We start from the raw sequence: 13549 nt of genomic DNA on the forward strand, positions 1-13549 counted from the left end.
TAGGGACTATTGTTGATGCATATAAATAATAACAATACATTGAACATTATGAGTGCAACATTTAAGACACCCCAGGAAGCCTCAGCACGTTGGATATCTGAAGGTAAAACCTATAAGGACAATTTAAATAACTGGCTGGATATCATTTATATAGATAAAAAGCAACCGGAAACGGAATGTCCGGAAGAAACCCGGAAGGATATGGCTCCCTATGTACTGGAGCAGATCATTGCTTTTAATGAACAAGGGAAACAGGAGGAACTAAGAAAACTGTTTCCACCCGATAATGATCCGATGAACTGGGAAGGTATAGCTGCCTGTGTGAGCCAGGTAACGATTTTGCCTGATAACCGTTTGGTGGTGACCGTAGGAGAATGGCATCAGGAACAATACATGTATGTAATAAATGGTAACGACTATGTGATGCTGGATGATATTTTCATGTTTGGGAAGTCGGCCGATAAAAAATACTTTGCCAAAGCATATCCGGATAAGATAACAATAACAGAAGGCTGGGATGGACCGGTTATTAAAACACTTGCTCCCCCAAAAAGCTATGGCGAAAAATACGCCGCCGTAAAAGATGGTCTCGCGGATTTGAGCCTGGCAGATTTTGGTATCCACCATTTAGTGGTATTTCCTTCCGGTCAGCGGGTAGCTATGGCAAGTGCCAAGGGTATATTTATTTTAGATGAATCAGGATCAACATTTATTGAAACTGAAGAAAAAGAGGTGGAAGATGAAGGTTATACTTTCCGCCACGATTATCCTCATATAGATGTATCTCCTGATGAAAAGTATATAGCGGCAGGTTCTCAATCCTCCAGTCATTTATTATTTGAGGAAAAAAATGGCGCATGGGAAATTGTAGCCACTGTAGAATCTCGTTCGTCTTATCCAAACCTGGCGAAGTTTAATTATAAAGTAAAAGAGGCTGGAGAAGAAAATGACGGTCCACAGGTATTGTTAAGCTCCTGCCATTTCCAAGGAAGTGCTTCTCTTAGTCTGCCCATTAAAAATCTCACACCTGATTTCTCCGCTTCAGGTTATGATGGAGATGATACACTCAATTATGTAGATACCCGGAAATGGGTGTTTTCTGCAGCTAACTATGGCTGGGGATATGGGCTGGGATGTAATGATGGCTATATCTGGTTTAAAGGAATTTATGGCTGGCAATATGGCTATCTGCATGTAGGAGGGACAGTAATGGACATAGATATTTCTGAAGACAGAAAGACAATGGCCGTTGCCAGTTACAGCGGACAGGTGATTATTTATAGTTGTGATGGCCTTTTGTTTGGAGACAGCCTGTTCCGTAATGATACCAACAGGGACAGCAAAAGACCGGATGATTTTTCCATTACCAACACAGCTTACAAAGACATGAAGAGATATTTATTCTTCAGAGGAGAACATCCTAAAGTATGGTAGAATTTATAATGCTACCAAGCATCCTTAAATTGGAATCGTCAAATGCGGTTCCAATTTTCGTATTCGTAGCGATATATACATTGACATCAAAAAGTCTCATTTAAGTTTAAAAAGAATCCTTTTGAGCCATACGCACCAAATGCGTAGTCCAAACATAAGTTGGTGCGTGTGGTTTTATTAAATAGTATACGCAATCCTGCACCGGCGGCAGGCTTCCATATCTCAAGTAACTTAGTGCTAGCCTTGTCGTTAGATGTTTCAATGTTAACGAAGGCAACACCGCTAAACAATTTATTCCTTGTAATTGGAAAGCGGTATTCTGTCTCAGAATAGAAAAATTGCGTGCCCTTATAATAGCTGGAAACGTAACCCCGCCCACTACGGAAGCTGGGATCTCTGCTTGTTCCCGGTAGTTCAAGATACGGCACCGCACCGCTAAGCACTCCGGCACCCCAGCTCCAGAATGCAATAACATGTTCAGGTGTGCGTTCTGAAAGGCTAAAATATTTCCTGAAATCAAATGTAAGCTGTAAAGCATTTTTTGAACTTCCAATCCAGGTTTGGTTAGCCCGTAAGCCTGCATCTACATAAATTCCTTTATATGCACGGTTGGGATTATCGCGTGTATTGTACTGTATGTTAAAAAGAAACCCGTTTGCAAGGTAATGATCTTCGACAAACCCAAATCTCTCATTATAAATTTTGTATGGCGTCAATGAGGTATCATGTCTGGCATTTGAGATCTTTCTTCTTATATCAAATGCTACCCCAGCTCCTAAAAAAAGATTATGCCCGACTTCCTTATAGACCTTTTCAAAGAATTTATAGTATTGTGAATTCCAGACATATGCTTTTCGTCCGGGGTTAGCAAGTATGCTATCGGCAGGACTACCTCCTGAGGCATGCCCCATGCCTAGTCCAAAGTCGGGCGTAACGGATTTTGCAGCAACGAGGCTGCCCTGGAAATTCCACCTGTTGCCCGGCGTAAAAACATTGTGACTGATATAAAAATAAATGATGCCTTTGGTGGTAATAGAAGCAGATGTTGCTGCAATTGACATATAGGTATTCGGCTCTCTCCCTAACACTTTACCGGCCACTGCCTTTATACCTATTTGAAATCCAATAGTAGGGTTTGCCGCTATATTAGGTACTACAGTAATCCCTGATCTCTTACGAAGTGAATCGGTCTTCTTCTTTGGATGAAGGATATCGTTGAGCAAATCACTAATATCAAACTGCTTATCAAGATTATCTGCTTTGTGCACTGTTTGTTTGCCCTGCTCAGGAAGCTTGTCTGGTCGGGATGAATCAGCAGGAGTGGCAATCTGACTATAAGCGTAGTCCTGAATTGCAAAAAACAGGAATGCAAGTAAAATCTTATGTACCAAATAAGGTCTTATGGTTCTTTCCCTGGCTTCCATAGTAATTAATCTGTAAACCAGTTTGAAGATAACAAACAATTGTTGAATAGGTATTGTTAGGCTTGGTACTTGTAGCTACCCGCATTTATTCCTGTTCATTTAGCTTCTGCATTTAGATTAAAACAGCATTTTGTAGAAAGATTTCCTATTTTACAGAACTGTTATTAGGGAAATAATATATTTCATTTTAACGGTATAGTTAACTCAAAAGACTTCAAACCCATGAAAAGAACGATCGCTATTGTTTTTCTATTATATTGTTATACTGTTAAAGGGCAATCTTACCCTGAGGTAATCCGCGAAAAATCATATAAGGCAGCTATTTCAAAGGCGGAAAAATTCATTGATTCTTTACAAGCCAAACAGGATATTCCCGGCATTTCTGTTTGTGTGGGCAGTAAAGAGAAAATACTTTGGGCAGAAGGTTTTGGCTTTGCAGACCTGGAGAATAAGACAAGGGTAGGGGTGCACTCAAAATTCAGAATGGGTTCGGTATCCAAATTACTCACCATCGAGGCAATAGGTTTGCTTTATCAGGAAGGGAAATTGGATCTGGATGCACCCATTCAAAAATATCTTCCCGGCTTTCCTGAAAAGAAATATCCTATCACGAGCAGGCAATTGGCGGGACATACAGCAGGAATACGCCATTACCGTAAGAGCGATCCTTTATCTATCCCCAAACGCTACAAAAGTGTAGATGAGGGATTGTCGATCTTTAAAGATGACAGTCTTCTTTTCAAACCCGGTACGGCCTATGCATACTCTACCTTTGGGTATTCTCTTTTAAGCGCAGTGGCAGAAGCAGCAAGCCATACGGATTTTCTGTCTTTTATGCGTGACAGTATTTTCTTTCGCCTGGGTATGACAAATACTATCGCCGACTATAGTGATAGTATTGTACCGGGGCGGGTACGGTTTTATGAACATAGCGAGGGGAAATTGGTCAATGCTGCCCTTGTAGACAATAGTTATAAATGGGCGGGAGGTGGATTTCTGTCCACGCCATTTGATCTCGTAAATATGGTACGGGGACTATTAAATCATACATTACTGGATGAAAAAACAGTTGAATTGTTATTTACATCTCAGCACCTCGATAATGGAGAAGATACCCATGTCGGAATAGGTTGGCGGATAAACACTGATTCCAAAGGGAGAAGAATAATTCATCACGGCGGATTAATTGATGGCGGAAGAACGTTTTTACTTTCATATCCCGAGCAAGGGATCGTAGTAGCCATTGCAGCTAATATGAGTGGTGTAAACATCAATCTTAAAGAAGCCGAAACCCTGGCAGGGTATTTTTTAAACATGCAGAAACTGTAGTTCCACCTTAACCAAAATACGGAGAATTATAAATTACAAAAGCCTGTAGCAGATTTTCTGTTACAGGCTCTTAATTGTAATTCGGTGTTTATTTATTTTTTACAGCAGATAATGGAAGAAACATTTCTTTGTTACTTAAGAACATTGAAATCCAAAGTAAAGTCAGGAAAATTGTAGAAGCAGGTGGTTGTCCGCCGGATAATTCTAAACAAAAAGCACCTCCTAAATAACAACTTGCAAGTAAGAAGCCAATCTTATTTGTTTTGGGATAAATAAGAAGTGATGCAATTATTAATTCAGTTACCCCAAGTACTTTCAGGTGGCTACCAAAGCCATATTTGGTTAAAAATTGCACAACTGATTCAGGCTCTGCGCCAATTAATTTCATTACTCCACCCATAATAAGTACTAAGGTAGGAATTGCCATTAGTATAATGGAAATGATACGTTTTGTTTTATCTGTCATGTTGTTTTTTGATTATGGAACAAAAGTAAATACCTTTGCTTTCCATTGGATATTACTATCCTTCCGGATAGCACTATACTGGAGGATAGTATCGCGAATAATAAAGAACTTAAAAAGGAAATGAAATATGTTAAGCAAAGGTGGGTGCCCGAAAAATATCCTTTCAATCAAAGATGCTTTGGATGCATTAGAAGGAAGATGGAAGATATTAATTCTGTTTTCTTTATCTACAGGGAATAAACGTTTTAAGCAAATATCAAAAGAGGTCAATGGGATTACAGATAAAACACTGTCAAAAGAGTTGAAAAGTCTGGAAGCAAATAAATTGATAAATAGAGATGTCTACGATACATTTCCTCCTACTGTAGAATACTCTATCACAACACATGGTAAATCACTTGAGAACGTCATGGATGAATTACATTATTGGGGTTTATCACATCGCAAAAAGGTAATTGGAAAGTAGTCATTGGAGGGAAATATCATTTCCCTTTTTTAAGTGAAGATGACCGGATAATTAGTTCTGATCGAAGTACAATTGTGTTAGTACAATTTATCGGAGATGTACCATTGAAATGATTGATCAGATGTCTTGCAGCTGTTTGTCCCATTTCATAACCCGAGTAATTGATAGTAGTAAGATTAGGTTCAATTACTTTTGATATAGGGTCATTGTTGAATCCAACAAAAGCAATGTCTTCCGGGATACTGATCCCATTTTGTTTTAAAGCCAGCATACAGCCCACAGCGCAACTGTCGTTAGACACAAATATTCCATCCGGTACCGGCTTCATCTTCAGTATAGCTTGCGCAGCTTCCGCACCCGCTTCCTGGCTCAGGTCTGTAACAATGACATATTCTTCCCTGAACTTTATTTTATGCTGGCTTAGCGCCTCTTTATATCCCTTGAGGCGATCTTTATACACATTCTGCAGGATGGGAGCTGTGATATGAACGATCTTTTTACAACCTTGTTCAATGAGATGATTTGTTGCATTATAGGCAGCCTGCCGGTTATCTATCAGGATACTGGTAGAATTTTCATGTTCCATAACACGATCGAAGAATATCACCGGAATGTTCTTTTTAAAGAAGTGTTCGAAGTGTTTCAGATCGGCAGTATCAAAGGCCAGAGATGTCAGTAGTCCATCGACCCGGCTATCGAACATCGTTTTGGCACTGGATATTTCTTTCCCGAAAGATTCCGAAGATTGACTGATAAGAAGCCCGTAGCCATGATCATTAGCCACATTTTCTATACCTGCAATGACGGAGGACATGAAATAGCTGTTCAGTCGCGGCACAATGATACCAATCGTATTTGTTTTCTGGTTTCGCAGGTTACGTGCAAAGTGATTGATCCTGTAACCTATTTCATCCGCCAGGTCAAAGATTTTCTTTTTTGTCTTTTTACTGATACTCGGATGATCTTGCAAACCCCGGCTAACCGTAGTTGCAGAAATATTCAATTTTTTAGCAATGTCATATATTGTGACCTCTCGCTCGTTCGCCATAACTATAACTATAAATGTGTGGTGTTATACTTTCTTTTCGTGGAACCGGGATTAATTTTATACAATCGCTAGTGCACAGTATTATAAAGCTAAACTAATCTTTTTGAAAAAAAAGTTACACAATCGGTTGCGTATTTAAAAAATGTGCTTACTTTAGTCCTGTGAAGAACGTATCAGGATTTGTGATAAATCAATGTACTTTATATGCAGTTTTACATCCAATCTGCAAAGTCAGTGCTTTATAAGCGATTTCCGGCCGTAGTTCCCGCTTTTACGGGTATGCCGTTACACGCTTGGTTTATCAGAAAAAAACAGTGAAGATCCACCTGAGTATTTCTTCTTACCCGAAAATCTGATACTTATTACATTCCCGTTTTTGAAAACTCTGGCTTTCTTCCAAGCCCGGCATTGTGTTGAGTAATGTTTTAAGACAATCGGTTGCGTAATTTAGATTATATGATAAAACCCGGTTATTCCAACCGGTGATTATGTAATATCAGCATATATGTAGCTGTTCCATGTTAATTATCTTAACTATTAATTCTCCCGTTATGAAGCTTTTACGAAGAGCTTTTGCCAGAATCTATCCGGCTCTGAAAAAACAAAAACGTACCATTGAGGTTTTGCTAACCGTGGTTCTCCTCTTTGTCTTCACCACTGTAAATGCTCAAAGCAGTAAATCAATACAGGGTAAGGTTACTGACGAAACAGGGAAACCACTGCCAGGCGTTACTGTTACAGTGAAAAATACCAATCGCGGTACCGTTACAGCTGCTGATGGTACTTATACTATCAATGCTTCCAGTGGTGAGATTCTTACCTTCACCTTTATTGGATACACACTTAGTGAACGTACAACAGGCAGCAGTTCCAGGTATGATATCAGCCTTACACCCCAGTCGCAATTATTAGAGCAGATGGTGGTGATCGGTTATGGTACCCAGAAGAAAAGTTCTCTTACGGGGTCCGTTGCGTCTGTTAGTAGTAAAACCATCAATGAGCTTCCAGTGGCCAGCATACAGCAGGCTTTGCAGGGGCGTGTGTCTGGTGTGACCGTTACAAATAATGGCGCGCCTGGTTCAGATCCTATTGTAAGGATCCGGGGAATCAGTTCTATTAGTTATGCATCAGATCCGCTGTATGTGATCGACGGTTTCCCAACCTCCAATCTTGCTAATTTCGATAGTAAAGATGTACAGTCAGTGGAAGTATTAAAAGATGCAAGTGCTGCAGCCATTTACGGTTCACGGGCTACCAACGGCGTGATCATTATCACAACAAAAAAAGGTACGAGGGACGGTAAAGCGCATATTAACTTTGATACTTATACTGGTGTACAGACAGCCTGGAAAAAAATAGATCTGTTGAATACACAACAGTATCTGCGGTACGAAAGGGCGCTGAATGGCGCTGCCGGTATTGCTAAACCTCCACGGCTTGAAGATGCTAATTTTAATCAACCCATTTATGATGGTACATCGCAAACATTTGCGCAAACCAATACTGACTGGCAGGATGCTTATTTTAAGAGCGGGCTTATTACTCAGTCCAATTTATCTGTGAGCGGTGGAAACGAAAAGTCCCGCTACTACACTTCCGGTGGTTACTTCAAACAGGAAGGTATAGCGCAGGGCGTAAATTACGAGCGGGGTAATTTCCGGGTTAATTCCGAACATAATCTCAGTAAAGTATTTACGATAGGCCAGAACCTCTTAATGTCCTACTCGAAACAACGTTATGATAATACTCAAGGTAACAGGACCCGTATCGCCAATGTAATAAGGGCCCTTCCTTATATGCCAGTATATGATCCAACTACGCAGGGCGGCTACCGTAATGCAGAAAACAGTGTAGACGGAGCAGACCCTACCAATCCCGTTGAAGATGCACTACTTTTAGGTGACGCACACCGCCAGATCTTTAAACTGCTTGGTACTGTATATACCCAGGTAAACTTTACTCCATGGCTTAATTTCAGATCGACCTTCGGTACCGATTATGTAACACAATTCCAGCACGAGTTCAGCCCTATCTTTAATGACAAGGGAAGAAATGCTGCTATCGCTACTATCACTGATCAGCGGGCTAACAGAACAACACTGTTATTCACAGAGCAATTAACTTTTGATAAAACGTTCGGCAAGCATCATATAAATGCTGTTGCGGTTTTTGAAAGACAAAGTGCGCAGAACGCCGGAGAATCACAAAAAGGAAATCAAAGCACAAATGATATAGAAACGTTTGTGGGGGCAACAAATGTGACTGCATTCTCTTCCAGAACAGCAAGCCTTATTCAGTCTTATATCGGCAGGCTGAACTACGAATTTGCCGGAAAATACCTGCTGAGTGGTGCCATCCGCCGTGATGGTTTATCCGTATGGGCGCCAGGCAGTAAAATTCAAAGTTTTCCTTCCTTCTCTGCAGGATGGAGAATAGACCAGGAGCCTTTCATTAAACCCGTTACAGCCATTTCCGAATTAAAACTAAGAGGTGGATGGGGCATTACCGGTTTAAATGCTATCGGTATTTTTCCTGCATTGCAAAACTCTATTCTTAACAATGAATACCCCTGGCAGGCAATCGTCCAGGCCAATGGCGCTACCTATCCCTTTGGTAATACAGTTAGTGTAGGTAATGCTTCGTATTATAATCAACTTGCCAGCAGCGGCCTTGAGTGGGAAAAGACCAAACAGGTTAACGTCGGTATTGACCTGGGGTTGTTCAATAACAAAATAACGTTAACGGCAGAATGGTATCGCAGACAAACGGATAACCTGATCCTTACTATTCCTACACCTGCAAGTTTTGGATTTGCCGGAGCCGGTTCACAACAGAATGCCGCTTCAATGAAAAATACAGGTGTTGATATACAATTGGGTTATAACAAAACAACAGGTGCCTTTACCTGGAATCTTAATGGAAACATCGGCTTTATCAGAAACAAAATACTGAGCCTTAATACTCCCAATGCTACCATTGATGCCGGATCTGATGCAGACTTCGGTAATGGAAATATTACGCGTACAGTTGCCGGGCAACCGATTCAGTCCTTTTATGGATATGTGGTAGATGGTATTTTTCAAAGCCAGGAAGACGTGAACAAGAGCGCTGTGCAAATTCCGGGTACTGATCCTAAAAAATCAACTGCTCCAGGTGATATTAAGTTCAAAGACCTCAACAAAGATGGAAAGATAACTGCAGACGACCGGACTTTCCTTGGTTCTTATGTACCCGACTTTTCTTATGCGCTCAATTACAGTGCTGCCTATAAAAATTTCGATTTATCGCTCTTTTTTCAGGGAGTACAGGGTAATAAGATTTTTAACGGTACAAGAGTATTGAGAGAAGGTATGGCCCGCTTATTCGGCGCAGGAACAGAAGTGCTGAATGCATGGACTCCGGAGAATACTAATACCAATATTCCAAGAGCTATAAGCGGAGATCCAAATCAAAATGCCCGCGTATCAGACCGGTGGATCGAGGACGGTTCTTACCTGAGACTAAAAAATGTGATCATTGGCTACACCATTCCTCAATCAACTCTACATTCATTAACCAAGGGAGTGATAAGCAGTTTCAGACTGTATGTCTCCTCTCAAAACCTGCTGACCTTCACCCATTATAAAGGCTGGGATCCTGAAATTGGTTCAAAGAATACAACCCTTACAAATGGTGTTGATTATGGGCAATACCCTTCGGCCAGATCTTTCCAGTTTGGTTTGCAGGTAGGTTTTTAACAGGTATATCGTTTTTGATTCCAGAAAAATGAACAATCATGAAGAAAAATAACGCTTACAGGAATGTAATTATAGCCAGCCTGTTAATAACAGGACTGACCATTGCCTGTAATAAAGATTTAGATAAAACAAATCCGAGTTATGCTACGCTTGACAAGTACTTTAAAAATAGCAGTGAATTACAGCAGGGTACTAATGCCATCTACTCTGCATTTCATGGCGGAAGCCTGGTAGGACGGGAATGGTTTTTCCTGAATGACCTTAGAAGTGATGATGTATCTTCCGGTGGTGGCCAGCTTGAGGTACCCCGTGCACAAATTCTGAATGGTGCAACTACCTCAGATAATGCGGTAATGAATAGTGTATGGAACGGTCTTTACACTGTTATTCATCGTTCAAATACAGTGATTGGCAGCGCCGCAAATGTTACTGACAATGATGCTGTTCGTGATCAATGCGTAGCCCAGGCAAAATTCTTTAGAAGCTGGGCTTATTTTGAACTGGTAAGCCTTTGGGGAGCAGTACCTGTATATAAACAGGTGGTAAGCACTCCGGATCAATTCCAGTCAAGAGCAGCAGAAGATACAGTTTATAACCTGATTATACAGGATTTAAAAGACGCTGCTGCCGTATTAAATTCGACTTATTCCTCAGCAGAACAAGGTAAGATTACTTCGGGCGCAGCCAATGCAATGCTCGGCAGAGTATACATGCAAAAAGGTGATTATGCTGCTGCAAAAGAAGCGTTGTTAAAAGTGACAGGCTCTGGTCTCTATCAACTTACTAACAATTATAGCGATAACTTTTTGGAAGAAACGGAATTCAATGCAGAGTCTATCTGGGAAGCTGTTTATGTTGATAAAGGTGATAACTCTTTTGATTGGAGTGGCACAGGTGACGGGGCAGGTACTGCCCAATCGACTATACGTAATCAGGAGTACTGTCCGCTTGCGTGGAGAAATCTTATCCCGTCCGACAGATTCCTGAATGAATTTGAAAATACAGCAACGGGGGCTGCTAAAACAGATCCACGCTATAAAGCAACCGTTTATGAAACGGGCGATAAGTTTAATAATGATGCATCTGTACTTACAGACGGTATGCAAAATGGTAATTCTTCTATAGTGGATGGCGTAACGAAAAAGGTGAGCTGGCGTAAATTTATGATTATCTATAAGCAGAGTCTTTCTACGGCTTCTTATCATCCCGGAGGTAATAACCAGCGTATGATCCGTTATGCAGAAGTGTTATTGATGCTTGCTGAATGTGAGAATGAACTTGGCAATACGGCTGCTGCTGTTGCTTACTTAAACCAGGTGAGGGACAGACCGACAGTTACCATGCCACATTATCCAACTGCGAAATATCCTGCGTCCAATAAAGATGAGGTTACCAAAGCTATTATGCATGAAAAAACAGTAGAACTGGGAGATGAAGAAGTGCGTAACCGTGATATTCTGAGATGGCGCAAAAAAGGATATTATACAACAGATCCGATAAGTTATTTCAGGAAAAACAGGGACGAGTTATTACCAATACCTCAGCAGGAAATTGATAATAACCCGAAACTCGGTGCAGGCGGCATCGACAAACAAAACCCAGGATATTAATTTGGAATATTAATTTCAAAAGGGGAGGCCAGCAGGCCTTCCCTGTTTGATAAGTTAGGATTGTCAGGATTATCAGCCCAGGCATAACGTACATACCGGGGAGAGGGGATCGAGTTCGACCATACAATCACAGTATTACCTTCAATGCGTGCGTTTGCCCACACAAACTTTTTATCAGCACCCGCAACGGCAAACTGGGCGGGTGCTTCTCCATCATTTGTAATCAGACCACTACCTGTGGATGAAAAAGAAATAATGACCTTATTACCGTCTGATTTTGCGTTTTCATAAAGCGGGCCTGTTGCAACAAGCTGCTGTTCGTTGTATGCCATTTTCTTCGCCAGTAACGCCAGCCGGTCACCCACTTCCTTTTTCCTGTCCGGATGAATGTCATTCCATTCTCCGAGGTCAATGGTTACTGCCATACCAGTGTTAGGCAATGCAAGTGCCTTACGCTGTGCTTCCCTGGTAGCAGCCCAGTTGCTTTCCGAAGGTAGGTACTGCACATCCATGAAATTAGGCAACTGCACATAGAGGAATGGAATATTGCCTTCCCTCCATTTGTTTCTCCAGTCTCTTATTAATGCTGGCAGCAGTTGGGCATAGGCGGCAGGATCGCCTGCATTACTTTCTCCCTGGTACCATAAGATACCTTTGATAGGATAGGAGGTGAGAGGTGCAAGCATGGCATTGTATAATGCAGTTGGGCTTTCCTGTGCCTGGATCCCATTATTGGCGGTAGTTGTACTAACCTCACCAACTTTATAAAACCAGGTTCCTTTGAGGTCCAGTGTATCTTTACCGGCACTGAGATAATAAGGTTTATCAGGTACAAAACCTCCTTTCCCTCCATAGTTGGTAACGCGTACAACGATCAGGTTTTTACCTGCTTTCAAAGTACCTGCAGGTAACTGATAACGTCGTTGCGGATATTGATAAGTGGTGTTTCCCACCTGTTGCCCGTTGATGTAAACTACATCTGCATCAACAATCCTTCCAAGGCTAAGTTTTGAGGGGATGCCAGTCATAGATACCGGCACATCTATTTCCCGCCGGTACCATACGGTACCATTCAGCTCATTGGCACCCTGGTCTTCCCAATAACCTGGGATATTTATCTGCCGCCAGTGCATAGGAATATAGTCCGGGTTATACCATTCCGGGCGATTGATCAGTCCTGCATCCCGTGTAACAGTATCTTTATTTACCACTGCCGGACGGAAGTAATCTTTGTTTTTCCGGATAGTAGCTGTGATGGATGGAAACTCCTGTAATCCGTCTTCGCTTGTCCATGCTTCAATGGGTGTACCACCTACAGATGCATTGATCAATCCAATTGGAACATGGTATTGACGGAAAATATTTCTTGCAAAGAAATAGGCTACAGCAGAAAAATCACTTACATCCTGTGTAGTGGCTGCCTTCCAGAAGCCTGTGGGAAGGTCATCATGAGCTGTTTTCAGATCTGTCATGGTTGATACGCGGAACTGACGAATTTCCGGATATTGGGCATTTGCAATGTCATCAGCATAGCGTTCCCTATGCAGTTGCATCTGGTGCACCATGTTTGATTGTCCTGAGCATACCCATACATCGCCAACCAATATATCGTTCAATTGTATATGGTTGCTGCCATCAATGCTCATTGTGTATGGTCCGCCAGCCTGGAGTGGAGGCATTTTTACAAACCATCGGCCATCATTGGCCGTAGTCGCTTTGAAACGTTTTCCACAAAAGCGGATGCTAATGGCTTCTCCCGGTGAGGCCCAGCCCCAGAGGTTTACCGGTACATTGCGTTGTAGTACCATGCTGTCGCGCACCAGCCTTGGAAGCCGCACCTGAGCGGCTGATTGGAGAAGCAGCGCGGGGAATAAGATGCCTGTCAGGAACAGTATTTTTCTCATCATAAGAATTATCTGAAAGCACGTTCTTTTGCTGAATGTAGTTTCCTGACTTCTCCACCAGTTACAATTCTTATTTTCATATCATGGAAAGTGGGCTATTAATACAATTCGCGTATGTGTGCTTTATGATA

The 13549-nt window shown here is 41.6% G+C and carries 9 protein-coding genes; 5 read left to right on the forward strand and 4 right to left on the reverse strand.

Going from position 1 to position 13549, the window contains the following annotated elements; genetic code table 11:
* Positions 1-48 precede the first annotated feature (48 nt).
* A complete protein-coding gene (locus tag BM176_RS15600) occupies positions 49-1434 on the forward strand; it encodes a hypothetical protein (RefSeq protein ID WP_143097825.1) in 1386 nt (461 codons plus the stop codon).
* Between the two features lie 86 nt (positions 1435-1520).
* Here the strand turns inward: BM176_RS15600 and BM176_RS15605 are convergent, their stop codons facing one another.
* A complete protein-coding gene (locus tag BM176_RS15605) occupies positions 1521-2825 on the reverse strand; it encodes a BamA/TamA family outer membrane protein (protein ID WP_255373516.1) in 1305 nt (434 codons plus the stop codon).
* Between the two features lie 255 nt (positions 2826-3080).
* Here BM176_RS15605 and BM176_RS15610 point away from each other — a divergent pair, with 255 nt between their 5' ends.
* Positions 3081-4187, forward strand: a complete 1107-nt coding sequence (locus BM176_RS15610; protein WP_090104586.1) for a serine hydrolase domain-containing protein — start codon at positions 3081-3083, stop codon at positions 4185-4187.
* An 88-nt stretch (positions 4188-4275) separates the two neighbouring features.
* Here BM176_RS15610 and BM176_RS15615 read toward each other — a convergent pair whose 3' ends face one another.
* Positions 4276-4653 (reverse strand): DoxX family protein, encoded by a 378-nt coding sequence (locus tag BM176_RS15615; protein ID WP_090104588.1) that lies wholly within the window; start codon positions 4651-4653, stop codon positions 4276-4278.
* Positions 4654-4780: 127 nt separating this feature from the next.
* On the opposite strand from BM176_RS15615, the gene BM176_RS15620 reads away from it, so the two are divergent.
* Positions 4781-5119: a winged helix-turn-helix transcriptional regulator gene (locus tag BM176_RS15620; protein WP_090104590.1), complete on the forward strand. Its 339-nt coding sequence runs from the start codon at positions 4781-4783 to the stop codon at positions 5117-5119.
* Between the two features lie 16 nt (positions 5120-5135).
* Here BM176_RS15620 and BM176_RS15625 read toward each other — a convergent pair whose 3' ends face one another.
* Positions 5136-6167 carry a LacI family DNA-binding transcriptional regulator gene (locus tag BM176_RS15625; protein ID WP_090104592.1) on the reverse strand — a complete coding sequence of 344 codons (1032 nt, stop codon included), beginning with the start codon at positions 6165-6167 and terminating at the stop codon, positions 5136-5138.
* Positions 6168-6718: 551 nt separating this feature from the next.
* On the opposite strand from BM176_RS15625, the gene BM176_RS15630 reads away from it, so the two are divergent.
* Both BM176_RS15630 and BM176_RS15635 read left to right on the forward strand, forming a co-directional pair.
* Complete coding sequence (locus BM176_RS15630; protein ID WP_255373517.1) at positions 6719-9904, forward strand: SusC/RagA family TonB-linked outer membrane protein; 3186 nt, start codon at positions 6719-6721, stop codon at positions 9902-9904.
* Between the two features lie 38 nt (positions 9905-9942).
* Positions 9943-11514, forward strand: a complete 1572-nt coding sequence (locus tag BM176_RS15635; RefSeq protein ID WP_090104594.1) for a RagB/SusD family nutrient uptake outer membrane protein — start codon at positions 9943-9945, stop codon at positions 11512-11514.
* Here BM176_RS15635 and BM176_RS15640 read toward each other — a convergent pair.
* On the reverse strand, positions 11511-13421 hold the full coding sequence (locus BM176_RS15640; RefSeq protein ID WP_255373518.1) for a sialate O-acetylesterase: 1911 nt from the start codon (positions 13419-13421) through the stop codon (positions 11511-11513). The two genes, BM176_RS15635 and BM176_RS15640, sit on opposite strands and share 4 nt — an antisense overlap.
* Positions 13422-13549 lie beyond the last annotated feature (128 nt).

Origin of the sequence: Chitinophaga sp. CF118 (genome assembly GCF_900112615.1) — a bacterium.
Taxonomy (GTDB): Bacteria; Bacteroidota; Bacteroidia; order Chitinophagales; family Chitinophagaceae; genus Chitinophaga.